This is a genomic window from Streptomyces sp. NPDC088157, from assembly GCF_044741545.1.
Lineage (GTDB): Bacteria > Actinomycetota > Actinomycetes > Streptomycetales > Streptomycetaceae > Streptomyces.
The window spans coordinates 105448-130758 of sequence record NZ_JBIUSU010000006.1; the positions used below are offsets into that span (position 1 = coordinate 105448).

25 protein-coding genes are annotated in these 25311 nt (G+C 72.7%); 13 read left to right on the plus strand and 12 right to left on the minus strand.

The features are described 5' to 3' along the window. Positions 1–97: 97 nt before the first annotated feature. The 3 genes from ACIPFH_RS24500 to ACIPFH_RS24510 all read right to left on the minus strand — a co-directional run bounded on the left by ACIPFH_RS24500 (position 98) and on the right by ACIPFH_RS24510 (position 4490). Positions 98–868 (minus strand): cobalt-precorrin-6A reductase, encoded by a 771-nt coding sequence (locus ACIPFH_RS24500; protein WP_401829384.1) that lies wholly within the window; start codon positions 866–868, stop codon positions 98–100. Positions 869–1262: 394 nt separating this feature from the next. Next, positions 1263–2804 carry an amidohydrolase gene (locus tag ACIPFH_RS24505; protein WP_401829386.1) on the minus strand — a complete coding sequence of 514 codons (1542 nt, stop codon included), beginning with the start codon at positions 2802–2804 and terminating at the stop codon, positions 1263–1265. A 72-nt stretch (positions 2805–2876) separates the two neighbouring features. Then, entirely contained in the window at positions 2877–4490 is a 1614-nt protein-coding gene (locus ACIPFH_RS24510) for an IucA/IucC family protein (RefSeq protein WP_401829388.1), read from the minus strand. Between the two features lie 101 nt (positions 4491–4591). On the opposite strand from ACIPFH_RS24510, the gene ACIPFH_RS24515 reads away from it, so the two are divergent. From ACIPFH_RS24515 to ACIPFH_RS24525, 3 genes are all read left to right on the plus strand, one after another. Next, positions 4592–6118, plus strand: a complete 1527-nt coding sequence (locus ACIPFH_RS24515) for an IucA/IucC family protein (protein ID WP_401829391.1) — start codon at positions 4592–4594, stop codon at positions 6116–6118. 127 nt (positions 6119–6245) lie between these two features. Next, positions 6246–7508, plus strand: a complete 1263-nt coding sequence (locus ACIPFH_RS24520; RefSeq protein WP_401829392.1) for a VWA domain-containing protein — start codon at positions 6246–6248, stop codon at positions 7506–7508. Next, positions 7508–8335 (plus strand): hypothetical protein, encoded by an 828-nt coding sequence (locus ACIPFH_RS24525; RefSeq protein ID WP_401829394.1) that lies wholly within the window; start codon positions 7508–7510, stop codon positions 8333–8335. The genes ACIPFH_RS24520 and ACIPFH_RS24525 overlap by 1 nt, the downstream gene beginning before the upstream one ends. Positions 8336–8650: 315 nt before the next feature. Here the strand turns inward: ACIPFH_RS24525 and ACIPFH_RS24530 are convergent, their stop codons facing one another. Next, complete coding sequence (locus ACIPFH_RS24530; protein WP_401829396.1) at positions 8651–9292, minus strand: winged helix-turn-helix transcriptional regulator; 642 nt, start codon at positions 9290–9292, stop codon at positions 8651–8653. Between the two features lie 86 nt (positions 9293–9378). Between ACIPFH_RS24530 and ACIPFH_RS24535 the strand changes: the two genes are divergently transcribed. The 4 genes from ACIPFH_RS24535 to ACIPFH_RS24550 all read left to right on the plus strand — a co-directional run bounded on the left by ACIPFH_RS24535 (position 9379) and on the right by ACIPFH_RS24550 (position 12561). Further along, positions 9379–10587: a pyridoxal phosphate-dependent aminotransferase gene (locus ACIPFH_RS24535; RefSeq protein ID WP_401829398.1), complete on the plus strand. Its 1209-nt coding sequence runs from the start codon at positions 9379–9381 to the stop codon at positions 10585–10587. A gap of 183 nt (positions 10588–10770) precedes the next feature. After that, positions 10771–11370 carry a histidine phosphatase family protein gene (locus ACIPFH_RS24540; RefSeq protein ID WP_401829399.1) on the plus strand — a complete coding sequence of 200 codons (600 nt, stop codon included), beginning with the start codon at positions 10771–10773 and terminating at the stop codon, positions 11368–11370. Positions 11371–11417: 47 nt separating this feature from the next. After that, positions 11418–12086: a hypothetical protein gene (locus ACIPFH_RS24545; protein ID WP_401829401.1), complete on the plus strand. Its 669-nt coding sequence runs from the start codon at positions 11418–11420 to the stop codon at positions 12084–12086. Between the two features lie 52 nt (positions 12087–12138). Beyond that, positions 12139–12561 carry an acyl-CoA thioesterase gene (locus ACIPFH_RS24550; protein WP_401829403.1) on the plus strand — a complete coding sequence of 141 codons (423 nt, stop codon included), beginning with the start codon at positions 12139–12141 and terminating at the stop codon, positions 12559–12561. 276 nt (positions 12562–12837) lie between these two features. Here the strand turns inward: ACIPFH_RS24550 and ACIPFH_RS24555 are convergent, their stop codons facing one another. Further along, positions 12838–13689 (minus strand): NAD(P)H-binding protein, encoded by an 852-nt coding sequence (locus tag ACIPFH_RS24555; RefSeq protein ID WP_401829405.1) that lies wholly within the window; start codon positions 13687–13689, stop codon positions 12838–12840. Between the two features lie 96 nt (positions 13690–13785). Here ACIPFH_RS24555 and ACIPFH_RS24560 point away from each other — a divergent pair, with 96 nt between their 5' ends. Further along, on the plus strand, positions 13786–14604 hold the full coding sequence (locus tag ACIPFH_RS24560; RefSeq protein ID WP_401829407.1) for a helix-turn-helix domain-containing protein: 819 nt from the start codon (positions 13786–13788) through the stop codon (positions 14602–14604). Between the two features lie 44 nt (positions 14605–14648). After that, positions 14649–15248 (plus strand): exonuclease, encoded by a 600-nt coding sequence (locus tag ACIPFH_RS24565; RefSeq protein ID WP_401829410.1) that lies wholly within the window; start codon positions 14649–14651, stop codon positions 15246–15248. A gap of 246 nt (positions 15249–15494) precedes the next feature. Here ACIPFH_RS24565 and ACIPFH_RS24570 read toward each other — a convergent pair whose 3' ends face one another. The 6 genes from ACIPFH_RS24570 to ACIPFH_RS24595 form a co-directional block, all read right to left on the minus strand. Then, positions 15495–16874, minus strand: a complete 1380-nt coding sequence (locus tag ACIPFH_RS24570) for an 8-oxoguanine deaminase (RefSeq protein ID WP_401829412.1) — start codon at positions 16872–16874, stop codon at positions 15495–15497. Positions 16875–16993: 119 nt separating this feature from the next. Beyond that, the gene (gene pucL / locus ACIPFH_RS24575) at positions 16994–17899 is read right to left on the minus strand and encodes a factor-independent urate hydroxylase (protein WP_401829414.1); all 906 of its coding nucleotides are present in this window, start codon (positions 17897–17899) and stop codon (positions 16994–16996) included. A 4-nt stretch (positions 17900–17903) separates the two neighbouring features. Continuing rightward, positions 17904–18329, minus strand: a complete 426-nt coding sequence (gene uraH / locus ACIPFH_RS24580; protein WP_356263521.1) for a hydroxyisourate hydrolase — start codon at positions 18327–18329, stop codon at positions 17904–17906. After that, positions 18326–18847 (minus strand): 2-oxo-4-hydroxy-4-carboxy-5-ureidoimidazoline decarboxylase, encoded by a 522-nt coding sequence (gene uraD / locus ACIPFH_RS24585; protein WP_401829417.1) that lies wholly within the window; start codon positions 18845–18847, stop codon positions 18326–18328. Before uraD ends, uraH begins: the two co-directional genes overlap by 4 nt. Positions 18848–19036: 189 nt before the next feature. Continuing rightward, positions 19037–19405: a helix-turn-helix domain-containing protein gene (locus ACIPFH_RS24590; RefSeq protein ID WP_356263526.1), complete on the minus strand. Its 369-nt coding sequence runs from the start codon at positions 19403–19405 to the stop codon at positions 19037–19039. After that, positions 19402–19698, minus strand: coding sequence for a hypothetical protein (locus ACIPFH_RS24595; RefSeq protein WP_356263528.1), 297 nt, complete (start codon positions 19696–19698; stop codon positions 19402–19404). The genes ACIPFH_RS24590 and ACIPFH_RS24595 overlap by 4 nt, the downstream gene beginning before the upstream one ends. A gap of 225 nt (positions 19699–19923) precedes the next feature. Between ACIPFH_RS24595 and ACIPFH_RS24600 the strand changes: the two genes are divergently transcribed. The 3 genes from ACIPFH_RS24600 to ACIPFH_RS24610 all read left to right on the plus strand — a co-directional run bounded on the left by ACIPFH_RS24600 (position 19924) and on the right by ACIPFH_RS24610 (position 22405). Next, positions 19924–20745 carry a TIM barrel protein gene (locus tag ACIPFH_RS24600; RefSeq protein WP_401829420.1) on the plus strand — a complete coding sequence of 274 codons (822 nt, stop codon included), beginning with the start codon at positions 19924–19926 and terminating at the stop codon, positions 20743–20745. 26 nt (positions 20746–20771) lie between these two features. Further along, entirely contained in the window at positions 20772–21665 is an 894-nt protein-coding gene (locus ACIPFH_RS24605; protein WP_401829422.1) for a 2-hydroxy-3-oxopropionate reductase, read from the plus strand. A 503-nt stretch (positions 21666–22168) separates the two neighbouring features. Continuing rightward, entirely contained in the window at positions 22169–22405 is a 237-nt protein-coding gene (locus tag ACIPFH_RS24610) for a hypothetical protein (RefSeq protein ID WP_401829425.1), read from the plus strand. Between the two features lie 214 nt (positions 22406–22619). Here the strand turns inward: ACIPFH_RS24610 and gcl are convergent, their stop codons facing one another. After that, positions 22620–24404, minus strand: a complete 1785-nt coding sequence (gcl, locus tag ACIPFH_RS24615; RefSeq protein ID WP_401829427.1) for a glyoxylate carboligase — start codon at positions 24402–24404, stop codon at positions 22620–22622. A 169-nt stretch (positions 24405–24573) separates the two neighbouring features. Between gcl and ACIPFH_RS24620 the strand changes: the two genes are divergently transcribed. Then, on the plus strand, positions 24574–25311 hold the full coding sequence (locus ACIPFH_RS24620; protein ID WP_401829428.1) for a hypothetical protein: 738 nt from the start codon (positions 24574–24576) through the stop codon (positions 25309–25311).

Below are 25311 nucleotides of genomic sequence, written 5' to 3' on the forward strand. Positions count from 1 at the left end.
CCCCCTGCGCTCCTGTCGGCCATGCCCCGCTCATTCCCGGCTCCTTGACGAACCAGCCGACGACGGGAGCGGCGCGAGGACGGACGCGGTCGTGTCTTCAGTCGGCGCCCGCGACAGTGCGCCGCTCTCCGGCTTCCCGCACCCAGTCCCGTGCCTGCTCCGGTCCCGTCACGACCCGGACGCCCGCGGGTACCGGCGGTCTGCGCACCACGACCACGGGCAGCCGCGCCTCGCGGGCGGCGGTGAGTTTCGGCGCGGTGGCCGCTCCCCCGCTGTCCTTGGTCACGACCACGTCGATCCGGTGGCGGCGCAGCAGCTCGCGCTCCCCGTCCAGCGTGAAGGGCCCGCGGTCGAGCAGCACCTCCGTGCGGGACGGGACCGGTGCCTCGGGCGCGTCGACGGACCGTACGAGGAACCAGAGGTCGTCCAGGGCGGCGAAAGCGGCCAGCCCCAAACGCCCGGTGGTGAGGAAGACCCGTCGGCCGAGGGAGGGCAGCAGCTCCGCGGCCTCTGCCAGGGAACCGGCCTCGTGCCAGAGGTCGCCCGCCACCGGGGTCCAGCCGGGGCGGTGCAGCGCGAGCAGCGGAACACCCGCGGTGGCGGCCGCCTTCGCCGCGTGGGCACTCATGGTGCCGGCGAAGGGGTGGGTGGCGTCGACGATCGCGTCGACCTCGTGCTCGCCCAGCCACGCGGCCAGCCCGTCGGCGCCGCCGAAGCCGCCCACGCGTACCTCGCCGGGCGGCAGTCGGGGCGCGGTCACCCGGCCGGCCAGGGAGTTCGTCACGCTCAGCCCGGGCACGGCGTCCGCCGCCAGGAGTTCGGCGAGGCGACGGGCCTCGGTCGTCCCGCCCAGGATCAGTACGTGCACGACGTCCGGTTTCCTTCCGGGGAGTGAGCCAACGGCCGCGAGTGCGCCGCCGGGCCAGGGCGGTCGCCGCGCCCCACTCAAGCACACCGGCCCGCGGCACCCGGCGGGCCGACGGTGTCTGCGCCCGCGCCTGTGTGACGGCCGCGTACACGACACCGCGGACCGGTGAGTCGCCTCGCCCTGCGAGACACCGGTGCGTACGGGCCGCAAGGGCGACGGTCTGACCCGCCACGACTCCCCGGGCCCGGCGGATACGGTCCCTCCCGGCCCGGGGCCGCCGCCACGGCCGGAGACCCCGCGGACTGCGCACGCCGTCTACGACCGACCGGCGGTCAAAGGGCGGCGTCGCGGGGTCCGACACGCACATCTCCCGCCCTCCGATCGCCGGTCGGCCTCAGTACGGCCCGTGGGTCCAGCGGCCGTCCGTCATCGTGGCGTGCACCGGCATGGCGCGCAGGGTGTCCGTGTCGGCCTCCGCCGGATCCACGTCCACGACCACCAGGTCGGCCGGGTCCCCGACCCTGATGAGCCGGCGCCCCCGGGCCGCCGCGACCAGCGCGTCCGGGACGCGGAGGCGCTGCTCCGGGTGCCAGGCGGGGCGTTCGTCATCGGTGCGGCCCACGGCCGAGGCGACGGCGAGCCAGGGGTCGAGCGGCGAGACCGGGGCGTCGGAACCGAACTCCAGCCGGGCCCCGGCGGCGAGCAGGTCGGCGTAGGCGAAGGCGCGTCCGGTGCGTCCGGCCCAGTGCCGGTCCGCCACGTCACGGTCGTCCGTCGCGTGCCGGGGCTGCACTCCCGCCGTGACGCCCAGCCGCGCGAACCTCGGGAGGTCCTCGGGGCTCAGCAGCTGCGCGTGCTCGATCCGGCCGCGGCAGCGCACCGCCTCGAAGGCGTCCAGGGCCACCGTGTTGGCGTGGTCGCCGATGGCGTGCACCGCGGGTTCGACGCCGTGCGCGGCGGCCCGCCGCATGAGCCGCACCAGCTCGCGCGGTGGGGTCTCCTCGATACCGTGCGACCCGTCCGTGCCCTCGAGGCCCGGATAGGGGTCGCGGCACAGGGCGGTACGGGTGTTGAGCGAGCCGTCGGTGAAGAGCTTCAGCGGGCCCACCCGCACCAGGCCGCCACGCGCGCCGACCTCGTCCCCGGTGCGCAGTCCACGCTCCACGGCCGCGTCCAGGCGGCTCGGATAGACCGCGGCCGACACCCGCACGGCCGGCCGGAACGCGGCCGAGCGCCGTTCCCAGTCCGCGACCGTGTCGCCGTACTGGAAGTCGATGACGCCGGTGACCCCGCGCGCGGCGGCGGCCTCGCAGGCGTCCGCGATCCAGCCGTCGACCACCGCGGCCGGCGCCTTGGGCAGGGCGGACAGGACCTCGTGGCACTCGGTCTCCCTGACCAGACCGGTGGGATGGTCGCCCCGGCCGACGAGGGCGAGGCAGGCCGAGTTCAGCCACGCGGCATGCAGGTCGGCGCTGACCAGGGCGACCGGCCGGTCGGGCAGGACCGTGTCGAGGAGCCGCTTGTGCGGGGCGTCGGGCCACAGCCCGTCCCGGAACCCGTATCCGAAGAGAACCGTGCCGTCGGGCGCCGCGCCGCCGCCGTCCCGCACGAGGTCGGCCACCGCACGGGCGGAGGTCGTCCCGGCGAGGTCCAGCCGGTGCCGGGCGCTCGCCCACTCCGCCATGTGCACGTGGGCGTCCCACAGGCCCGGCAGCAGCACCCGCCCGTCCAGATCGAGGACACGCCCGCCGTCGGCCCCCGCCGCCCGTCCGCCGGTCTCCGTCTCCGCGACGACATGCGTGATCCTGCCGTCCGCGACCCGCACCCGGGTGAGCGGCCCGCCGGCTCCGAGCCGCACCCGGTCGAGTGTCAGTACGGCCGCCGGGAGCGGCTCTGCTCCCGGGAACCCGTGCCCGGCGCTTGCGTAGTCCGCCATGAGAGCCTCCATCCGCGACGGGCAGCGCTCAGCGAACCGACGCCCCACCAGGTAAAGTTAGGGTCACCTTATCTACTGATCGCGCTGTCGTGCCCCTGGTTCGCCGCACCGGAGGAGAGGGTTCGGCAGCGGCAGATAGCGGGCGTCGGCGCCGTCCGCGCCCGTCCAGCGCAGCAGCAGGTTCGTCTTGCCGGGCACTGTGGGCGCGGCGAGCAGGGCGGCGGCCTCGGGAAGGTCGTGACGGGCCAGTTCGCGGCGCACGGCGGGCCAGGGGTCCAGGCCGGGGTGACCCTCGGCGAGAGCCGCCCCGACCTCCCACAGGTGGTTCACGACCAGGCAGTACACCAGCCGCTCCCAGCCGGCCGCCCGCTCCACGTCCGGCAGCAGTTTCACGCCCTCGGCGTCCCGGAACAGCGCCTGCACGGGGGTGCCGTCGGCGTCCACGGCGACCAGCGTGTTCTGCAGATGCGCCTCGAGGACGACCCCGTGGTCGGCGAAGGCGTTCAGCACCGGGGGGACGACGACCGCCAGATAGGCCTGCCACCAGGCCGCCGGGTCCGGCGCGGTGGCCAGCGGGCTGCCGTCGAAGCCCTCCACGAGGCCCGCGGCGAGCAGCGGGGTCGCACCGGGCAGAAGTGCACCCTCCAGCCCGTCGCGGACCAGGACGGCGAGTTCCTCGAAGGCGAAGTCGGCGGTGCGGTAGCCGCGGTCGCTCAGCCAGACCGCCGGCGGGCGGGCAGCCGGGCCGGCGCCCGCCTCGAAGGCCCGGACCACCGCCTCGTCGGTCCGGCGCAGCTTCAGCAGGTCGTGGCGCCACAACCGGCGGATGTCGTTGGTGATGCGGACGTCGAGGCTGAACTTCAGGCACAGGTCCCGCTCGGGGGCGTAGAGCGTGCGCACCGCGGACGTCGGCCAGGCCTCGAAGGCGGTCGTGCCGAGCCGGACGAGGCGGCCGTCGGCGAAGGCGGGCGCGAGCTCCCGGCCGGCCAGGTCGAGCTGCCAGGGGTGGGCGGGCATCAGCCGGTAGCCGGGCGGGGCCGTACCGAGGGCGTCCAGCGCGGAGGCGTCGCCCTCCTCGACGACCGCGTCCTCGCGCAGGCCCAGCAGGACCAGCGGGAAGCGGGCGTGGGCCTCCGGGGCGTACGGCAGCCAGCCGGCCGGCGGTCCGCCGCCGCGCGCCTTGGGGGCGGGATGGTGGGGGTGGCCGGTGACGAGGCACTGCTCGGAACGCAGGTAGCGGCCGGCCGGCGGGGTGGCACGCGCGCGTGCGGTGAGCATCGCGGCCACCGCGTCCCTGCTGTCGGTCATCTCGGCGGGCAGTTCGTGATTGGACAGCCCGGTGTGCGCACCCAGTACCTCGGCGACCAGTTCTACGAGCCCGGCGTGCCCGAGGCGGCGCCAGGCACCCGCCGCGTACACCTCGGGCTCTGCGGGCCGCCGACCGCCACGCACCCGCAGCAGCCGCCCGGCGCCGGACGGCCCGCCGTCGCCGGACGCCCCCTCGCCGCCCGGCAGCCGGTACACGGGTCGGACGTCGCTCCCCGGTGGGCGCGGCAGTGGTTCGGCGACCTCCCGCAACAGACAGTTGAGCAGCGGCGCGGCCGCACAGGCGTCGGCGCGCTCGGCGATGCCCACGGCGGACGCCGTGGCCTCGGCGGGCGGGGGGATGAGGTCCACGCGATCCACTGGTTCCCTGGTTCCCTACGGTTCTTCCGGGCGGAGACGATCATTATCGCGTCGTCACGGCCCCTCCGTGACGTGGTACCCGCACCCTCAGGAGCCCACCCGTGCACCCTCCCCCCACCGCCGAGGCCGAGCTGGCCACGGAACTGGCCGCCGTACGCCCCGCTCTCGGCCCACGGTTCACGACCGCGCTGCCCGGGGCGAGGGCGGCCGTGCTGACCCGGCTGTGGCGGGCGCTCGTCCACGAGCCGCTGCCGTGGATCGCGCGACGGGAGGAGTCCGGCGAGGAGAGCCTGCTGCGGCTGCGCGACGGCCGCCGTCTGCACGGCCCGCGCGCGGATCCGTACGCGACCGCCGCCTATGTGACGGACGTCCGGCTGGACGGGGTTGCCTACGACGATCCCGTGCTGTTGATGACGGCGCTTGCGGTGCCGCACGGTACGGGCTTCGCCGCCGAACTCGGCCACAGTGTCGCGTCGTTGGCGCTGTCCCGGGCCGGACAGGAGCCCGGCAGCACCTCCCTGAGGAATCCGGGCGAGTGGCCGGTGCACGACTGGGAGTGGGAGCAGCGGGTGGTCGACGGGCATCCGTACCATCCCAACTGCCGTGCGCGGCCCGGCTTCTCGGTGGCCGAGCAGTTGGCGTACGGACCCGAGCACCGGCCGTCGGTGCGGCTGGGGCTGCTGCCGGTGCCGGCCGGTGAGTGCCTGGTGTCGGGCGAGTGGCCGCCGGAGCTGCGGGACGGGTCGCGACTGGTGATCCCGGTCCACCCGTGGCAGGCGGCGCATGTGCTCAAGCGATCGTGTGAGCAGGGGGTGGGCGCGCATCCGCTGATGTCGTTGCGCACGCTGGCCCTGCCCGGCGGTCCGCATGTCAAGACCGCCCTGAGCACCCGGCTGACGTCCTCCGTCCGGGACATCTCGGTCGGCTCCATCGCCGCCTCCGCGGCCCTCTCGGCGTTCGCGGAGACCCTGACTCCGCGCACCGACGGCTTGCTGCACATGACCCGGACCCTGGGCGCGGCCACCGCGAACTCCCCCGATCTGGCGGCCGTGTTCCGGGAGTCGCCGCGCGTGTTCGGGGCCCCGGGCGAACACGTCGTCCCGGTGGCCGCGCTCGCCGGCACCGAACTGCCCGGCTCACCCGGATGGTTGGCGGGCTTCGCGCGTCTCGCGCTCACCGTCGGGCTGCGGCTGCTGGAGCTGGGCGTCGCGTTGGAGGCGCACGGCCAGAACCTGCTGGTCGTGCTCTCGGCCTCGGGCGCCCCGTTGCGGCTGGTCTACCGCGACCTGGCCGACATCCGGGTCAGCCCGGCCCGGCTGGCCCGGCACGGCGTCCCGCTGCCGGACGAACTGCCCGAGCGGATCCGCACGGACGACGTGACGGCGCTGCGGCGCAAGTTGTTCGGTTCGCTGGTGGCGGGATCGCTGGCCGGGACGGCGGGGAACCGGGAGACCCTGCGGGCGGCCCTGGAGACGGCCGTACGGGATCTCCCGCGCTCGCCCGACCTCGTGGCGTTGTGCGAGGAACCGCTTCCGACGAAGGCGCTGACGCTGATGCGGCTGTCGGCGGGGGCACCCGGCGACCAGTGGGCCGCGTTGCCCAACCCGCTGAGCGAGTACGCGGTCTGACTGGTCCTTGGCCTTCCGGTCACCGGCCCGCTCACCGACCGGATCCGCCATCGGTCACGCGGCCGGATCGACCACCGGATCCCCCGCCGTTTTGTGGCGGGACGCTTCTGATCAATAGGATCCGCCGATGATCAGAACACAACGGCTGGCGGCGGGCGTCTGCGCCCTGCTCGCCGCGCTCACGGCCGGGATCGCGTTCCCGGCCGGGGCGGTCGCCGACGAGACCACCGCCACCGCGCCCAAGGTCGACCTGGTCCTCGACGTCAGCGGTTCGATGCGGACGAAGGACATGGACGGCGGGACGCGGATGGCCGCGGCCAAGCAGGCGTTCAACGAGGTGCTGGACGCGACCCCGGAGAACGTTCTCCTGGGCATCCGCACCCTGGGCGCCAACTACCCGGGCGACGACCAGAAGACGGGCTGCAAGGACACCGCGCAGCTCTACCCGGTCGGCCCGCTGGACCGGACCGAGGCCAAGACGGCGGTGGCGACCCTGTCGCCGACCGGCTGGACGCCGATCGGTCCCGCCCTGCTGAAGGCGGCCGACGACCTCGACGGCGGCACCGGCTCCAAGCGCATCGTGCTGATCAGCGACGGCGAGGACACCTGCGCTCCGCTCGACCCGTGCGAGGTGGCCCGTGAGATCGCGGCCAAGGGCATCGGTCTGACGATCGACACCCTCGGCCTGGTGCCCAACGTCAAGATGCGACAGCAGCTCAGCTGCATCGCCGAGGCGACCGGCGGCACCTACACCTCGGTGGAGCACACCGACGAACTCACCGACCGGGTGAACCAGTTGGTCGACCGGGCCGCCGACCCCGTGGTGACACCGGTCGCCACCGAGGGCGCGGCCTCCTGCGCCAAGGCGCCGGCCCTGAAGTCCGGGCTGTACACCGACCACGAGGAATTCGGCCAGGAGCGGTGGTACAAGGTCGACGTCGAGCCGGGCCAGGAGCTGCGCGCCTCGGTGAGCGTGTCGGCGGACCGGACGATGAACCCCGACTACGGGGTGCTGCTGCGGGCGGTCACGGTGCACGGCCGGGAGATCGTGCGCGGCGAGGCGGCCGGCAACGGCCGTACCGACGTCATCTCGACCGGTCTGCGCTACCCGAAGGCGGAGAGCGACGAGGACGAGGCGCCCGCCGAGACGGTGTGCGTGCAGGTGACCAACTCCTACTCGGCGGCCCCGGGGGTGAAGACCACGCCGGGCATGCCGCTGGAGCTGACCGTGGACGTGGTCGACGGCCCGTCGCAGGCGAGCGACGTGGCCTCCTTCGGCCTCGGGCGCGGCTGGTGGCTGCTGGGCGTCCTGGTGCTGTTCGGCTTCCTCGCGGGTGTGCTGTGGGGCTGGGTGTCTCGCTGGCGGGTCGCGGTCTGGAGGACCAACTGATGCGTATCACACGTGTGTTGAGCGGCGCCCTGCTGGCGTTCGGGCCGGTGCTCGGGCTGGCGCTCGGTCCGGCGGCCTCCCCGGCGGCGGCCGACTCCACCCCGACGGCGAGCCCGTCCGACGACAGCTCCGCCCCGACCGAGGCGGGCACGTCGTTCCGTACGGCGACGGAGATCGACCAGGGCCGGACGGCGACGGCGAGCGGCTCCGCGGGCGACTACCTCTACTGGTCGTTCCCGGCGGACTCCGGCCAACGCCCCACCGTCAAGGCGACGGTGAAGCTGCCCGAGACCCACACCACGCAGACCTGGCAGGTCGACGTGTACGACGGTCTGCGGCGCCGCCAGGCCTGCCAGTACGGCGCCCAGACGCGCACCGCCGCCCAGGGCACGGCCTCGGTGGAGCTGGCCTGTGTGCTGCGCACGGTCCGCGCCTGGTCGGAGCCGTGGGCCGACGACCCGCTGCCGGGCACGTACTACGTCCGGTTGACGGCCCTCGGCCTGAAGGCGGCCGACCTGGGCCTGCCGGTCAGCACCGAACTGCGGGTGGACTCCAAGGACATCGGGGGTGCCGCGGCCGTCGACGGTTCGCTGGCGAAGCCGCTGGTTCCGGGCATCGCGGTCGAGGCTCCCGAGGAGGAGGGCGACTCGTCGGCCTCGGCCGTCCTGTCGAGCATCGAGCCCGACGACGGCTGGGCCTCCGGCTGGTGGTCCGACCGCTGGGTGTGGACCGCGATCGGCGCGGTGCTGGCCGCACTCGCCGGCATCGGCGGATACACGCTGACCCGGGGGTCGGGACGGCCACGACAGGTACCGCCGGGCGCCTGACCGCGAATTGCCGCTCCATCAGAAGGCCTGCCGCACCCCAGCGGCGGGCCTTCTGCCCTTTCGGCCCGGCATGCGGACCCTCATACGGTCCGCCAAGCAGTCCGGCATGCGGTCCGCCATGGGGTCCGGCGTACGGTCCGGCATGCAATCCGCCACGCGGTCCCTCATACAGTCCGCCATGGGGTCCGGCATGCGGTCCCTCATACGGTCCGGCATACAGTCCGCCACGCGGTCCCTCATACGGTCCGGCATGGCGCCCGACATACGGTCCGCCAGGCCGTCCGTCTCGCCCCGGCCGTACCTCCGGGCCGGCCGTCACGCCTCCCGCAGCGCCTTGGCCAGGGTGCCGTCACCGCCGACCTCGATCCGTCCGGCGCGTACCGCCTCCAGCACGCTCAGCTCACCCTGGGCGACCGCCGTGCAGGTGTCCACGCCGAGGACGAGTCGCGCGTCGGGCTCCCCGGGCGCGGGCCCGTCGCCGTAGACGGGACCGCCCTCCGCGCCGACGTACAGATGGAAGTCCCCCTCGTCGAGCCGGACCTCGACGAGCCCCGCACCTCCGGCCCCTCCGTTTTCGAGCCCGCGCAGCAGGGGCAGCGCGAACCAGTGCGCGCGGAGGGCGTCGGTGCGCCGACGCTCACCCAGCTCGCCTTCGCCCCACTTCCCCAGGGCCTGGAGTACGGGCAGCAACTCCCGCCCGCGCGCGGTGAGTTCGTACACGTAGGCCGCACCGGGCGGAGGCAGCCGACGCCGGGTGGTCAGCCCGTCCCGCTCCATGTCCTTCAGCCGCGAGGCGAGCACGTCCGTGCTCACACCCGGCAGATCGGCGTGCAGGTCCGTGTACCGGCGCGGACCGGCGAGCAGCTCCCGGACGATCAGCAAGGTCCAGCGGTCGCCGACGGAGTCGAGCGCGCGGGCGGCGGAACAGTACTGGTCGTAGCTTCGGCGAGGTGACATGGCACGCAGTCTAGACATGTCGTTGGACTTTCCAAGCTGGAACTTGGTAAAACCAAGCAACACACGAACCGGAGGGGCGAGCGCGCATGGAGTTCCGGCAGTCGAACAAACTGAGCGAGGTCTGTTACGAGATCCGCGGCCCGGTGATCGAGCACGCCGACGCACTGGAGGCGGCGGGCCACAGCGTCCTGCGCCTGAACACCGGCAACCCCGCGCTCTTCGGCTTCGAGGCGCCGGAGGAGATCCTCCAGGACATGATCAGGATGCTCCCCCAGGCGCACGGCTACACCGACTCGCGGGGCATCCTCTCGGCCCGTCGCGCGGTGGCGGGGCGCTACCAGACGCTGGGTCTGGAGGTCGGCGTCGACGACGTCTTCCTCGGCAACGGCATCTCCGAGCTGATCTCGATGGCCGTACAGGCACTGGTCGAGGACGGCGACGAGATCCTCATCCCGGCCCCCGACTTCCCCCTCTGGACGGCCGTCACGACCCTCGCCGGCGGCAAGGCGGTCCACTACCTCTGCGACGAGCAGGCCGACTGGTATCCGGACCTGGCCGACATGGCGTCCAAGATCACCGATCGCACCAAGGCCGTCGTCATCATCAACCCCAACAACCCCACCGGCGCGGTCTACCCGAAGGAGATCATCGAGGGCATCCTCGACCTGGCCCGTCGGCACGGCCTGATGGTCTTCGCCGACGAGATCTACGACCAGATCCTGTACGACGACGCCGTGCACCACTCGGTCGCCGCGCTCGCCCCCGACCTGGTCGTCCTGACCTTCTGCGGCCTGTCCAAGACGTACCGGGTGGCCGGCTTCCGGTCGGGCTGGCTGGTGGTCACCGGCCCGAAACAGCACGCCAGGAACTATCTGGAGGGCCTGACCATGCTGGCCTCCATGCGCCTGTGCGCCAACGCGCCCGCGCAGTACGCCATCCAGGCGGCGCTCGGCGGCCGCCAGTCCATCCACGAGCTCACCGCGCCCGGCGGCCGCCTGCACGAGCAGCGCACCGTGGCCTGGGAGAAGCTCAACGAGATCCCCGGCGTGTCCTGCGTGAAGCCGAAGGGCTCGCTGTACGCGTTCCCGCGCATCGACCCCAAGGTCCACAAGATCCACGACGACGAGAAGTTCGTCCTGGACCTGCTCCTGCGGGAGAAGATCCAGGTCGTCCAGGGCACCGGCTTCAACTGGCCGACCCCCGACCACTTCCGCATCCTGACCCTGCCGTACGCGGACGACCTGGAGGCGGCGATCGGCCGGATCGGACGGTTCCTGAGCGGGTACCGGCAGTAGCGGGCGCGGCGGTGGGGTCCGTGGCGGACCGGGCGGCCGGCGGGCCCGCCGGCCGCCTCCTCCCCCGCGCCGCCCGCGCCGCCCGCGCCGCCCGCGCCGCCCGCGCCGCCGATCGCTGACATGCGCGCGCCCAGGTCCTGTGTCACGGTGCTGAAGAGGCACGGCAGGAAGGGGCACGCGCGCGTGGGCGACCTGTTTCTCGTGCGGCACGGCGAGACCGAATGGTCCCGCTCGGGCCGGCACACCGGATCGACGGACGTCCCGCTCACCGAGCGCGGCCGGGACGAGGCGCGGCGGCTGCTGCCGCTGATCCGCCCGCTCCGGGTCGGGGCCGCGTTGGTGAGCCCGTCACAGCGCGCGCGGGAGACGGCGGAGCTGATCGGACTGCACGAGGTCCGGGTCGACGCCGGTCTGCGGGAGTGGGACTACGGCGCCTACGAGGGCGTCACGACCGTCGACATCCAGCACACGCGACCGGGCTGGTTCCTCTTCACGGACGGGGTCGCGCCCGGTCCGCCCGACCACCCCGGAGAGACAGTCGAGCAGGTCGGCGAGCGGGCCGACCGGGTACTGACCCAGGTCGACGCGGCGCACGCCGACACCGACGGATGTGTGGTGCTGGTGGCACACGGGCACTTCCTGCGGGTGCTGACCGCCCGCCGGCTCGGGCTGCCGGCGTCGGCGGGAGCACTGTTCCAACTGGCGACGGGGACGCTGTGCCGACTGGGCACGGAGCACGGGAGGCCGGTGATCGCCGCCTGGAATGTCAGACCCGGGTCGTAGCCTTCGACCAGGCCCCCGCCGGGGGCAGCACTCGGAGGGAGCACGCCGTGACCCGACCGCCGACCGCCGCCCAGCGGCGTGTCATCGAGGCCGCCGACCCGGTCAGCGGACGGCTGCGGGGTACGCAGCCGCAGTTGGCGGCCCTGGTGCGGCACGGCCTCGCCTTCCGGCACCCGCGCCCGCCGCACGACCACTTCCTGACGCCGACGGGGCACCGGATACGCGAGACGGTCCAAGCGCCCGAGGCCACACCCGGACCGGCTCCGCAAGCCGCTCCCCGGGCTTCTCCCGAGCCGGCGTCGGCGGACACCGGTGTGTTCGCCGCGCGCGTCGGCGGCGAGGAGAACGCCGGGCCGGCCGCGCCCTCCCGGGCCCGCGAGGTGCACAGCGCCTGGCAGGGACTGCTCGAGCTGCGCCGGATGACCAACCCGGACGGGGGCACGGACCGGCCCTGCGGCTGGGAGCGCACGCACCTCGTGCGGGCCGCCGCGCTCGCCCTGGAGGCGGCCGGCCACCGCCCCGCCGGGCCGGAGGGCGCCGACGGCTACCGGGTGCGGGCGACACCACAGCCGGAGGCGGTCGCCGTGCACGGGCCGGACGACGCGACGCTGCGGGCCTGCGCGGCCACCTTGGAGAAGGCGGGCTGGCAGGTCGGCGAGCACACCGACCCCCGGGCGAGAGCGCGCTATCTGCTGGCTTCCCCACGCCGGGCGTGAGGGGACATGCCAAGATCGATGGGCAGGCCACCGACATCGACAAGGGGACACCGTGAGCGAGCCGTTCTCCGTCCGGATCACCGTACGCGGATACGAGACCGACGTGCAGGGCCACCTCAACCAGAGTGTGTACATCAACTACGCGGAACACGCCCGCTGGTCACTGCTCCAGGCCGCGGGCATCAGCCAGGCGGGTCTGGTCGCCAAGGGGGTGGGCCCGGTCGCCCTGGAGACGACCATCCGCTACCGGCGCGAACTCCTGGCCGGCGACGAGGTCGACGTGACCTGCGTCTTCGAGTGGGGCGGCGGCAAGACGTTCCGGATCGAGCAGAGCATCGTCAAGACCGACGGCACGGTGTCCGCCCAACTCAGCGCGGTCGGCGGGTTACTTGACCTGGAGAAGCGGCGGATGGTCGCCAATCCGCAGGACTACTTCAAGGAACTGGCCACGGATCCCGGCATGTTCGGGCTGTGACCCACGCCGGCTCCGCCCCTCGCTCGGCGTCAGAGGCCGCCGTCGCCTCCACGATGTGGACCCGGCTGCGCTCGGCCCGGTCCGTCGGACCTGCCCGGGCCTCGCGCCTCCCGCACCGGGATCAGGGGGCGGTGTCCGACCGGGACCGGACAGAGGGGTCCGACCGGGACGGGACCGGACAGAGGGTCCGACCCGGGCGGGCCCGGGCAGGCGGAGACCTCGCCCCCCACCGGCCCGGTGCACCGCCGCTTCCGCCCCCGCCCCACCCTCGCTCGCTCACCCCGCGCCGAACGCCTCCCGGTGGTCCCGGGCCCATTCCCGGTAGGTCCGCGCCGGGCGTCCCAGCAGCTCAGGCACATCCTCGGTGACGACGGCGTTCCCGCCCCGGCGGACGTAGGCGGAACCCTTCGCGACTCCGTCCGCGACCGCTTCGCCCTGCCCCCAGCCGAGGAGGTGCTCACGCACCTCGTCCGGGGCGAGGTCGTGTGTCGTCACCGGGCGACCGAGGACGTCCGCGAGGACGGCGGCCTGGCCGGGCACGCTGATGGTCTCGGGCCCGGTCAGCGTGTACGTCCGTCCCGCCCACCGCTCGTCGAGGAGGGCCACGGCCGCCGCCTCGGCCACGTCCCGCGGATCGACGACGCCCTGGAGTCCGTCGCCGCTCAGGTTGGGCACCGGCTCGCCGGCCCCGATCGCCTGCGCCCAGGCGAGGGTGTTGGAGGCGAAGGAGGACGGCCGAAGCACCACCCACTGTGCCCCGCTCTCCCGGACGGCCCGCTCGCCCTCGACGTGCCACTCCCCTCCCGGGCCCACCTCGGGATCACCGGTGGCGATCGCGGACAGCTTGACCAGCCGGCCCACGCCCGCGGCCCGTGCCGCCGCCACCAGGGCGCCGTCGTGCTGCACGGACGGTCCGGGCAGGCCCACCAGGAAGGCTGCCGCCACTCCGGACATCGCCCTCTCCAGCGAGGGCCGGTCGAGGTAGTCCCCACGTGCCACCTCGACCTCCGAAGGCACCACGGCCCTCGCCGGGTCGCGAGTCAGGGCGCGCACCTTCTCACCGCGCGCCGCCAGGTGTCGCAGGAGTTGGCTGCCGATGGTGCCCGTGGCACCGGTCACGAGAATCATGCCGACCACGCTGCCGCCCGGCCTCGCCGCGTCTCTAGGAAATTCCGGCACGCTTCGGCCGCCCGGAGCGACCCGTGACGCGCTTACCGTGGGAGCGTGACCAACAGTCCCGCGGGTCCGGCGGATCCGCCGTCCCCGTCCGAGCAGACCCTGCCCGTCCCCGCCGCGCTGCGCCCCTGGATCACCGGCATCGGGACGGTCGCGGTCGACCGCCCCCTCGACGACGCCTTCGCGCACATGCCGGACACGGCCACGAAGGTGGTCGTCCGTGAGGAGGCGAACGGGCGGCGCGACACGCTGGTCGTCGGTCCGCGCACCCGTGCCTCGTACCACACGGACCCGAACAAGCGGGTGGTGTCGTGCGTGCAACTGCGCCTGGAAACAGGGGCGGTGGGACCGCTGTTCGGCGTGGCCGCGGTGGACCTCGTCGGCCGGGTGGTCCCGCTCGGCGACCTGCCGGCCGGGGCGGCCCGGCGCCTGGCCCGCGAGCTGACCGAGGTCGAGCGGGACGGGATCACGGCACGTCTGGCGGATCTGCTCCCGCCCGCCGAGGACGGCTCACGCGAACGGCTGCTGCGGGCCGCCGTCGACGCCCTGTCGACCCGTCGGCACCGCACCCCCGCCCCGGTGCGGGACGTGGCCCGCGAACTCGCCGTCAGCGAGCGCCAGTTGCGCAAGCTGTTCGCGGACGGCGTGGGCGTCTCCCCCAAGCACTACGCCCGCATCGACCGGGTGCGCCATGTCCTCACCCACGCGTCCTCCGCCCCGTGGGCCGAACTCGCCGCCGCCACCGGCTACTACGACCAGTCGCACATGACGGCCGACTTCCGCACCCTGATGGGCGTCCCGCCCCGGGCGTTCTTCACCGGGCGGCTGCCCCGGGCCACGCCCTGCCAGGCGTTCCGCCGGCGCTGAATCCGGATGCGGCACCCCGTGCGGACCTGCGATGCTCCGGTCCCATGGCACGCCGTGTGAAACCCAGCCTCTACATCTCCGTCGACATCGAGGCGGACGGTCCGATCCCGGGACCGTACTCGCTGCTGAGCCTGGGCGCGGCGGTCGCGGGACGGCAGGACGTCGACGGGTTCACCGCGGCCGATCCCACCCGGCAGACCTTCTACCGGGAACTGCGTCCGATCAGCGCCGAGTTCGACCCCGAGGCACTGGCCGTGAGCGGACTCGACCGGAAGCGGCTGGCCGAGGAGGGGCTCGAACCCGGCCCGGCGCTGGCCCGGTTCACCGACTGGGTGCGCGAGGTGAGCGGGGACGCCCAGCCGGTGATGTGCGGCTATCCGGCGTCGTACGACTGGACGTTCCTCTACTGGTACCTGATCCGTTTCACCGGCGAGAGCCCCTTCGGGCACTCCGGCTGCCTCGACATGAAGACGCTGTACGCCACCAAGGCGGGACTGCCGCTGCGGGCGGTGGCGAAGCGGACGATGCCGGCGCACCTGCTGTCGAGGCGTCCTCACACGCACCATGCGCTGGACGACGCCGTCGAGCAGGCCGAGCTGCTCGCGAACCTCATGGCGTGGCCGGGGCCCGGGCCGACCCGGTGAGCCCTTCCCCCGCCCCCATCGGGTGGGTCACGTCCGTCGCGTTCCGCACCTGGCGGTCATGGAGGTACCTGGAAACCGACCGGGACGGTGAGGAACCGTTCCGGGGCACGCGCGTCCGCGCGCGCCCCGGTCACGGCCACCACGGACCCCGCTCGGAGGTCCGTGGCTCCCGGTCGAGGGCCGTCCCCCTCGACCGGAGTCCGGTGCCCGCCCGTGGGAAGCAAGTCCCTTACGGGCAGGGAGCGTTCAGCCCTGTGCGGCGATTCGCGCCAGCCGCCGGGCCTCCTCCCTCGTCGAGCGGGCGATCGCGTCCTCGTCGGCGTGCAGCAGGCGGCTGTTCTCGACGATCCGACGGCCGTTCACGAAGGAGGCGGTGACGGGAGCGGCCGCGCCGAAGACCAGGGCGGTGACCGGGTCGGCGATGGAGGCGTGGGCGAGGGTGTCCAGCTTCCACAGCACCAGGTCGGCCAGCTTGCCCGGCTCCAGGGAGCCGATCTGGGCGGCGCGGCCCAGCACCTGGGCGCCGCCGAACGTACCGAGGCGCAGCGCCTGACGGGCGTTCAGGGCGGCTTCACGATGGGCTCCGAGGCGGTTGACGAGCAGGGCGTTGCGCAGCTCGGTGTGGAGTTCGCCGGACTCGTTGGACGCCGTGCCGTCGACCCCGAGGCCGACCGGGACGCCGGCCGCCAGCATGTCCGGGACGCGGGCGATACCGGCCGCCAGACGGGCGTTGGACGACGGACAGTGGGCGACGCCCGTTTTCGTCCGGGCGAAGGCGTCGATGTCGGAGTCGTTCATGTGGACGCAGTGCGCCATCCACACGTCCTCGCCGAGCCAGCCGGTGGACTCGAAGTAGTCGGTCGGGCCCATGCCGAACAGCTCGTGGCAGAACTTCTCCTCCTCGACCGTCTCCGAGCCGTGGGTGTGCAGGCGCACGCCGAGACGGCGGGCCAACTCGACGCCCTGGCGCATCAGTTCGGTCGACACGGAGAAGGGCGAGCAGGGGGCGACGGCCACCTGGGTCATGGCGTCGAAGGAGGTGTCGTGGTGCTGCCCGACGGTCTCCTCGGTGGCGGCGAGGGCGTCCTCCAGCGTCTCGACGGCGAAGTCCGGGGGCAGGCCGCCGTCCTTCTCGCTGCGGTCCATGGAGCCTCGGGCGAGGGTGAAGCGGACGCCCATGTCGCGGGCGGCGCCGATGATCGCGCCGGACAGGTCGCCGGAGCCCTTCGGGAAGACGTAGTGGTGGTCCATGGCGGTGGTGACGCCGCCGCGGGCCATCATCGCGAGGGAGCCCTGGGCGGCCGCGCGGACCATCTGCTCGTCGATGCGCGCCCAGGTGGGGTAGAGGGCGACGAGCCAGTCGAAGAGGTTGTGGTCGGTGGCCAGGCCCCGGGTGATCCACTGGTAGAAGTGGTGGTGGGTGTTGACCAGGCCGGGGGTGACCAGGTGCCCGGTGGCGTCGATGCGGAGTTCGACGTTCTCCAGGCCCTCCGGGGCCCTGCCCGCGCCGAGCGACTCGATCCGGTTGCCCGCGAGGACGAGGTGCCCGTTCGCGTACTCGGTGTCTAGCGCGTCGACGGTCGCGATCGAACAGTTCTCGATGACGATGCGCCGGTCTGCTGCCATGGTTTCGTCCTTTTCACTCAGTGGACTCTGGTCGAGAGGGCACGGCAGGACCCTGAAAGTTTGAGTGCCGTGGCCGGAGGCGCGGGCTCGCCGGCCACGGGTGCCGAGAGGGTGGCGGTTCAGAGGTTGGTGAGGTCCACCGGGATCCTCGCCTCGCAGCCGTCCCGCAGCACGGTGGCCTCGATCAGGCCGTAGGGACGGTCGGCGGCGAGGTAGACGGCTCCGTCGGCGGTGTCGTTCTTCAGCCCGAACGGCTTCAGGTCGACCAGGAAGTGGTGCTTGTTGGGGAGCGAGAACCGGACCTCGTCGATCTCGGCGCGGTGGTCGATGATCCGCGCGCCCATGGCGTAGAGGGTCTGCTGGAGGGAGAGGGAGTACGTCTGCGCGAAGGCCAGCAGGAGGTGCTTCTTGACCTGGGCGTACGACTCCTCCCAGTCCGGCGTCCGCTGGGCGTCGTCGGACCAGTTGAAGCGCCAGCGGCTGGACACCTCGGTGGCCAGGATGCGGTCGTGCGCCTCGGGCAGGGTCGTGTACTTGTCCTTGACGTAGCCCCAGAACTCGGAGTTCGTCGAGTTCATGACGGTCAGGTCCTTGAGGCCGGAGACGACCTCCCAGGAGGAGCCGTCGTACGTGATCTGGGTCAGGCGGGTCTCCTGGCCCTGGCGGACGAAGGAGTGCTCGTCCTCGCCGGGCGTCCCGATCCGCTCCCAGGTGTACTCCTCGATACGGATCCGCGCGGTCCTGATCGGTTCCTGCGAGGTCACGAAGTGGCGGGCGAGGTGGATGCCGAACTGCTCGGCGGACTCGATGCCGTGCTCCTTGGCGAACGCGTACACCGTGTTCTTGGTGGTGTCGGTCGGCAGGACGTTGGCGTTCGAGCCGGAGTAGTGGACCTCGTCCATGTCGCCGCTCAGCGACACGGAGACGTTGAGGTCCTTGATGTGGTGGGTGGCGCCGGCCCGCGTGATCTTCACGACTCGGTTCTCGGCCTTGCCGTACTGGTTCTGTCCCAGATAGGTGGGCATCTAGCTAGCTCCCTCGGTAAACGGAGTAGCCGAACGGGTTGAGCAGCAGCGGTACGTGGTAGTGCTCGCCGGGCCTGACGGCGAAGGTGATCGCCACCTCCGGGAAGAACACTTCTGTGGCACCGCTGTCCCGATTCGCGGGGGCGTCCTGCTGCGCATCGGCTTGCTTCTTCTCGGATCGCTCGAAATACGCCTCCACGGCGAAGTCGAGCCGTACATGGGTGGTTCCCTCCGGCAGCGCCGGCAGGTCCTTGCACCGGCCGTCCGCGTCGGTCGCGGAACCGCCGAGCGCCTGCCAGTCCGCCCCTTGCCCGTGGTGGGCGCCCTGGCCCGGGCGGGCGGAGAGGTGGACGGCGACGCCCTCGGCGGGCCGGCCGACGGAGGTGTCCAGGATGTGGGTGGACACCGATGCGGTGGTGCTGGTGCTCATGGGGTGTCTCGGTCCTCTTCGACGAGTCGGGCGAGGCGGATACGGTTGATCTTGCCCAGTTCGACGCGGACGATCTCCCGCTCCTGGTCCGGCGCGTTGCCGATCCGCTCCTCGACCGCGTCGCGCATCTGCTCGCCGGTGCGGCCGGTGGCGCAGATCAGGAAGACGTGGCCGAACTTCTCCTGGTAGGCCAGGTTCAGTTCGAGCATCTCGGCCTTGAGCTCCTCGGTGGCGCCGGCCATGCCGCGCTGTTCGCGGGCCGAGGTCGGGTCGCCGGGTCTGGGGCGGCCGATCGGCGGGTGCCCGGCCATCGCCTCAGCCAGGTCCGCGGCGGTCAGGTCGGCCATGGCCGCGTCGCTGACGGTGTACAGGTCGGCGACGGTGGCGTAGGGGCGGGCCACGAGCAGTCGGGTGGCCCACGCCTCGGAGGCGCACGCCTCGTGGAGCGCGGCGAGGGCCGCGGACTCCTCGAGGGCGTTGAACCGGGCCAGGCCCGGCGGTGGGGAAGTCGAAGTCACGGGAGCCTCCGTGGCCGCGGGACGGCCTTCGTGCTTGAGCGGGCTGCGGCCAGCTAACGCCTTGCCGCGACACCGCGTCAACACTTTGTTGAAAATTCCGGGTAACGAAACCCGTGGCCCGCCATTGCCCCCATCGACCTTGGGGGGCGCACTCCGGGAACGCGCCCGGAGACGTCCCGGAGAGGGCGCTCAGGCGTCCTTCTCCCGGTTGAGATAGTTGTAGACCGTGAAGCGGCTCACCCCGAGCGCGCTCGCCACGGTCTCCACGCCGTGGCGTACGGAGAAGGCGCCGCGCGCCTCGAGTATCCGCACCACCTCCTGCTTGGCCTTGCGGTCCAGGTCGGCGAGCGGCTTGCCCTTCCGGCGCTCCATGGCGGCCAGGATGTGGTCGAGGGAGTCGGCGAGCTGTGGCAGGCGGACGGCGACGGTGTCGACACCGTCCCAGGAGAGCACGACGTCATCGGCGCCGGCCTCGTCGGGCGGGAGCATCTCGCCGCCCATCGCGTCGACCAGCGGCTTCACGGCCGCGATGAAGGCCTCGTCACCGGAGGTGCTCACGCGCCCTCCCCGATGACGTCACCGTCGACGCCTCCGCCCGCGTTCCCGTCGGCGTCCCCGAGGACGTTGACCTGGAGCGAGATGCGGGTGGCGCCCGCGCCGAGGGACTCGCGCAGCAGGGCGTCCACGGCGCCGAGCACCGCGTCGGCGGCGCCCTCCACGGTGTTGCCGAACGGCCCGACGTCCACCGTGTCCAGGTCGGCCGCCTCGATCACCGCACGGGCGACCAGCGCGTGCGCGGGTGCCTCGTCGAGGTCGAAGGGCTCGGTGGTGAACTCCACTTTCAGTCGCATCGTGCCCCACACCTCTCTGAACGGGACCGGACCTTCGGCACCCGTACCCCGACCTTAACGGACCGGACGGACCGATCACCCGGGACTCGGGATTCCGCCGCAGCCGGGCCCGGACGCTTCCGCGTCCCCTTGACAAGCCGCCCGAGCGAGCGGCAATCTTCCAACAAGCAGAAAACAACTTCCGCAATACGGAAATACTCGATACGGAAGGGAGCGCGGAACCCCATGGGCTTCGAAGACCAGCGCTTCAACGTCAACCTGTCGATCCTCTTCACCGAACTGCCGCTCCTGGAGCGCCCCGCGGCCGCCGCCGCGGCCGGCTTCACCGCGGTCGAGCTGTGGTGGCCCTGGGTCGACTCCCCCACTCCCGAGCGGTCCGAGCTCGACGCCCTGAAGAAGGCGGTCGAGGACGCGGGCGTCCGGCTCACGGGCCTCAACTTCTACGCCGGACGGCTCCCCGGCCCCGACCGGGGCGCCCTGTCGCTGCCCGGGGAGGAGTCGGAGCGGTTCCGCGCCAACATCGACGTGGCCGCCGACTTCGCGCAGTCCCTGGGCTGCGGCGCGCTCAACGCGCTGTACGGCAACCGCGTCGACGGCCTGGACCCGGCCGAGCAGGACGCGCTCGCGCTGGAGAACCTGGTCCTCGCGGCCCGGGCCGCGAGCCGGATCGGCGCGATCCTGCTCGTCGAGGCGCTGAACCGGCCCGAGTCGCCCCGGTACCCGCTGGTGAGCGCGCCGGCCGCGATCGGGATCGTCGACAAGGTCAACGACGCGACGGGGCTCGGCAACGCGAAGTTCCTGATGGACCTCTACCACCTGTCGATGAACGGCGAGGACCTGCCGTCGGTGATCGAGCGGTACGCGTCGAGGACCGGCCATGTACAGATCGCCGACAACCCGGGCCGCGGCGCGCCGGGCACGGGCTCGCTGCCCCTCGAGGACCTCCTCGACCGGCTGCGGAAGGCCGGATACGACGGCTGGGTCGGCCTGGAGTACAAGCCGGGCGACCGTCCGAGCGCCGAGGCCTTCGACTGGCTGTCCCGCTGACACCCCCGTACCGAGAGGCACCCCCGATGAGCAACGCACTTCCCAAGATCGCCTGGATAGGCCTCGGCATCATGGGCTCCCCGATGTCCGAGAACCTCGTCAAGGCGGGCTACGACGTCACCGGCTTCACCCTGGAGCAGGACAAGCTGGACCGGCTGGCCGCCGCCGGCGGCCGTGCCGCGGGGTCCGTCGCCGAGGCGGTCCGTGACGCCGACGTCGTGATCACGATGGTGCCCGCCTCCCCGCAGGTCGAGGCCATCGCCCACGGGCCCGAAGGCATTCTGGAGAACGCGCGGTCCGGAGCGCTTCTGATCGACATGTCCTCGATCACCCCGCAGACCTCGATCGACCTGGCACGCGCGGCGAAGGACAGGGGCGTCCGGGTGCTCGACGCCCCCGTCTCCGGCGGGGAGGCCGGCGCCGTCGAGGCCGTGCTGTCCATCATGGTGGGCGGCGAGCAGGCCGACTTCGACGAGGCCCGGCCCGTCTTCGAGGCGCTCGGCAAGACCGTCGTGCTGTGCGGTCCGCACGGTTCGGGCCAGACCGTGAAGGCCGCCAACCAGCTGATCGTCGCCGTGAACATCCAGGCGTGCGCCGAGGCCGTGGTCTTCCTGGAGAAGTCGGGCGTGGACCTGAAGGCGGCGCTGGACGTCCTGGGCGGCGGGCTCGCCGGCTCGACGGTGCTGACCCGGAAGAAGGACAACTTCCTCACCCGCGACTTCAAGCCGGGCTTCCGGATCGACCTGCACCACAAGGACATGGGCATCGTGACGGACGCCGCCCGCACCGTCGGCGCGGCCCTGCCCGTCGGGGCGGTGGTCGCCCAGCTGGTCGCGAGCCTGCGTGCGCAGGGCGACGGCGGGCTGGACCACTCGGCCCTGCTGCGAGCCGTGGAACGCCTCTCCGGCGCGCGACTCTGATGCTTCCGGGCGGCGCCGTCGCCGACATCTGTCGTGTCGCGCCCAGGCGACGACGCCGCCCGGAACCGACCCACCGCACAAGCGGCCCGCAGCAGCCGAACGGCCCGGATGAGGGGTGACCGGTCGGTGGCGTGCGGGCAGGGTGAGGACCGCGGCGGCGTATGAGCCAGTGCGGTGGTGAAGGAACCGAACCGCCTTCTCGACCTGAGGGAAGGCGTGCCCGGTTCCGTCGTACCCGCCGCGGTCCAGCCGCGCAGAACCCCGTCCGGCGGCGCGAACGTCCTGTCGCGCCCGGCCTCGCGCCGTCGGACGGCCATGCCCGGACCCTCCGCTCCGGCGCCCCCGTCGGCGAGACCGACGAGGGGCGCCGGCGCTGTGCGTCGCCCCGGTCGTCCCGCTCCGCATCCGGCGTGCCGCTCCTCCTCCGGCATGCCACTCCCCCCTCCGGCGTGCCGCTCCTCCTCCGGCGTGCGGATCCTCCCCCGCCGCAGGAGGCTGAGGGCATGGGCAATCCGGAGCAGTTCCCCCAGATCGTGGTCCACCCTCCGGCGTTGGACGGGTCCCGCCGGGTCACCTCGGGTGATGCCGTGCTCGGGGTCGCCTCGCATCTCGACGACGTCGTCGAGATCCTGCGTCTGGCCGACCTGGACCGCATCGAGGTGGAGGAGAGCGACCTCATCGAGTGGCGGGGCGGCGGCCCCGACGACTGGCCGGGGCTGTCGGAGCCGCACGGGGCGTAGGGCACGTCGACACCGGCCTCTCCGGCGGCGGAGGTGGCGGCGCGGCGCGGACCGAGCCCGCAGCAGTACGCGCGGGGGACGCGCAGGGGAACCGCGTCCGCGCAGGCGCACGGGAGACTCGTACCGAAGACGCGTACGGAGACGGAAAACGCAGCCAGAAGGAAGGGCGGCCCCTCCCCCCGGACGGGCCGCCCTTCTCGCACGACGAAGCGCGTCAGACCTTCAGCGTCCTGATCGACGTCGGCGCATGCCCCGGCTCGGTGGCGAGTTCCTCGAACTCGACCACGTTGCCGATGTCGTTGGTGCCGCTCATCGAGATGTTGGTGACGCGCTCCAGGATCGCCTCCACGACGACCGGCACCTGGAACTCGGCGGCCAGCTTCCCGGCCTGCTCGAAGGCGGCCCCCAGTTCGGCGGGGTCCGTCACCCGGATCGCCTTGCAGCCGAGACCCTCGACGACCTTGACGTGATCGACGCCGTACACGCCCAGCTCGGGCGAGTTGACGTTCTCGAACTCCAGATTGACCTGGAAGTCGATGTCGAACGCCCGCTGCGCCTGCCGGATCAGCCCCAGGTAGGAGTTGTTGACGAGGACATGGACGTAGGGGATCTTGTGCTGCGCGCCGACCGCCAGTTCCTCGATCATGAACTGGAAGTCGTAGTCCCCGGAGAGGGCGACGACCTGCGCCTGGGGGTCGGCCTTGGCGACCCCGAGGGCCGCCGGGATCGTCCAGCCGAGGGGCCCCGCCTGGCCGCAGTTGATCCAGTGGCGCGGCCGGTGGACGTGCAGCATCTGGGCGCCGGCGATCTGCGAGAGGCCGATGGTGGTGACGTACCGCGTCTGCGGGCCGAATGCCTTGTTCATCTCCTCGTAGACGCGCTGCGGCTTGATCGGGATGTCGTCGAAGTGCGTACGGCGCTGGAGGGTGGCCTTCCTCTCCTGCGTGGCGGCCGCCCACGCCGAGCGGTCGGGGAGCGTGCCTGCCGCCTTCGACTCCCTTGCCGTCTCGACGAAGAGCTCCAGAGCGGCCTTCGCGTCCGAGGCGATCCCGTAGTCCGGAGCGAAGATCCTGCCGATCTGGGTGGGCTCGACGTCGACGTGGACGAAGGTGCGGCCGGCCGTGTAGACGTCGAGGCGGCCGGTGTGGCGGTTGGCCCAGCGGTTGCCGATGCCCAGGACGAAGTCGGACTCCAGGAACGTCGCGTTGCCGTAGCGGTGCGAGGTCTGGAGGCCGACCATGCCGGCGTTGAGCTCATGGTCGTCGGGGATCGCACCCCAGCCCATCAGGGTCGGGATGACCGGAGTGCCGGTCAACTCGGCGAATTCCACCAGGAGTTCGGTGGCGTCGGCCGTGATGACACCACCGCCCGCGACGATCAGCGGCCGCGCGGACGCGTTGAGCATCGCGATCGCCTTCTCGATCTGCGCACGGGTCGCGGCCGGCTTGTACACGGGCAGCGGCTCGTATGTGTCCACGTCGAACTCGATCTCCGTCTGCTGGACGTCGACCGGCAGGTCGATCAGGACCGGGCCCGGCCGGCCGGAGCGCATGAGATGGAAGGCCTGCTGGAAGACGCCGGGGACCTGGGCCGCCTCCAGGACGGTGACCGCCATCTTGGTCACCGGCTTGGCGATGGAGGCGATGTCGACGGCCTGGAAGTCCTCCTTGTGGATCACGGCGGTCGGAGCCTGACCCGTGATGCACAGGATGGGGACGGAGTCGCCGAGGGCGGAGTACAGCCCGGTGATCATGTCGGTTCCGGCCGGACCGGAGGTGCCCACACAGACCCCGATGTTGCCCGGGCGGGTACGGGTGTAGCCCTCGGCCATGTGCGAGGCGCCCTCGACATGTCGGGCGAGGGTGTGGTTGATGCCGCCGGCGGCGCCGAGCGCCGCGTAGAAGGGGTTGATCGCCGCGCCTGGGACACCGAACGCGTCGGTGACGCCCTCGCGCTTGAGGATCTCGACTGCCGCGCGGGCAGCGGTCATACGGGCCATGGAGTACTCCTGCTTCGGCTGTCGGAATCGCTCTCCCGTCGCGCCCCGCGGTGAGAACCGTATTTCCATGATGCGGAAAATATTTTCTGCTATCTGGAAGTAATGTAGGTGGGCGCGCAAAGGTCGTCAAGAGACGGACAAGCGGGGGCCGAAGGAGGACGATGGGGCCATGCCCGAGAGCGTGCCGGTGCGCTGCCCGGCCTGTCGGCGCGAGCGCCTCTACACCGCGCCGTCCTACCCGTGTGCGTGCGGTGCTCCCGTCACGCCCGTGCTCGACCGGCGGTCGGGGCCGACGACCGTCGTACACCGGGCGTGGGACGACGAGTGGGTCGCCCTGCGCTGTCCCGCCTGCGGCCTGCGGCACCAGTGGCCGCAGCCGGAACTGGGCTGCGCCTGCGGAGCGGTGCTGCGGCTCCCGGTGAGCGACCCGCCCCCCGAGCCGGAGCCGGGAACCACCGCGACGACCGCGACACGGCCATCGACACCGCCTCCGCCGAAGCCCGCGCGCACGGCGCCGGCGACACAACGGCGTGCGTTCCGTCCCGTCACCATCCGTACCGCGCGCGACGCGGTCACGGCCGCCGCGCTCTATCTGAACTGGCTCGGGCACGGGGACATCCGGCGGGCGGATCAACGGCCCACGTCCGGCGTCGGCCTCGCCGCCCGCGGGCTCGTGGCGCAGGTGGACCCCAGCGTGCGCCCGGCCTCGCCGCGGGACGTGGAGTGTCTGTGGCTGACGGCCATGACGGAGTCCGCGGACTGCGTCTACTTCTCCCTCGCCGGGTACGACGACGACGCCCGCGCCCGGGCCGACCAACTGCGCGTCCCGCTCTTCGTCCTGGATCTCACGGGCACCCCGAAGCCGGTCAACGCGATGGCCGACGCCCTCGACGCGGGGAGCGTCTGA

Excerpts from the sequence above, each read along its gene's own strand:
- uraH (WP_356263521.1), bottom strand. The coding sequence starts at position 18,329 with ATGAGCACCAGCACCACCGCATCGGTGTCCACCCACATCCTGGACACC.
- ACIPFH_RS24530 (WP_401829396.1), bottom strand. The coding sequence starts at position 9,292 with ATGTCACCTCGCCGAAGCTACGACCAGTACTGTTCCGCCGCCCGCGCG.
- ACIPFH_RS24610 (WP_401829425.1), top strand. The coding sequence starts at position 22,169 with ATGGGCAATCCGGAGCAGTTCCCCCAGATCGTGGTCCACCCTCCGGCG.
- ACIPFH_RS24605 (WP_401829422.1), top strand. The coding sequence starts at position 20,772 with ATGAGCAACGCACTTCCCAAGATCGCCTGGATAGGCCTCGGCATCATG.
- pucL (WP_401829414.1), bottom strand. The coding sequence starts at position 17,899 with ATGCCCACCTATCTGGGACAGAACCAGTACGGCAAGGCCGAGAACCGA.
- ACIPFH_RS24570 (WP_401829412.1), bottom strand. The coding sequence starts at position 16,874 with ATGGCAGCAGACCGGCGCATCGTCATCGAGAACTGTTCGATCGCGACC.
- ACIPFH_RS24600 (WP_401829420.1), top strand. The coding sequence starts at position 19,924 with ATGGGCTTCGAAGACCAGCGCTTCAACGTCAACCTGTCGATCCTCTTC.
- ACIPFH_RS24505 (WP_401829386.1), bottom strand. The coding sequence starts at position 2,804 with ATGGCGGACTACGCAAGCGCCGGGCACGGGTTCCCGGGAGCAGAGCCG.
- ACIPFH_RS24555 (WP_401829405.1), bottom strand. The coding sequence starts at position 13,689 with ATGATTCTCGTGACCGGTGCCACGGGCACCATCGGCAGCCAACTCCTG.
- ACIPFH_RS24535 (WP_401829398.1), top strand. The coding sequence starts at position 9,379 with ATGGAGTTCCGGCAGTCGAACAAACTGAGCGAGGTCTGTTACGAGATC.
- gcl (WP_401829427.1), bottom strand. The coding sequence starts at position 24,404 with ATGGCCCGTATGACCGCTGCCCGCGCGGCAGTCGAGATCCTCAAGCGC.
- ACIPFH_RS24620 (WP_401829428.1), top strand. The coding sequence starts at position 24,574 with ATGCCCGAGAGCGTGCCGGTGCGCTGCCCGGCCTGTCGGCGCGAGCGC.
- ACIPFH_RS24595 (WP_356263528.1), bottom strand. The coding sequence starts at position 19,698 with ATGCGACTGAAAGTGGAGTTCACCACCGAGCCCTTCGACCTCGACGAG.
- ACIPFH_RS24520 (WP_401829392.1), top strand. The coding sequence starts at position 6,246 with ATGATCAGAACACAACGGCTGGCGGCGGGCGTCTGCGCCCTGCTCGCC.
- ACIPFH_RS24565 (WP_401829410.1), top strand. The coding sequence starts at position 14,649 with ATGGCACGCCGTGTGAAACCCAGCCTCTACATCTCCGTCGACATCGAG.
- ACIPFH_RS24525 (WP_401829394.1), top strand. The coding sequence starts at position 7,508 with ATGCGTATCACACGTGTGTTGAGCGGCGCCCTGCTGGCGTTCGGGCCG.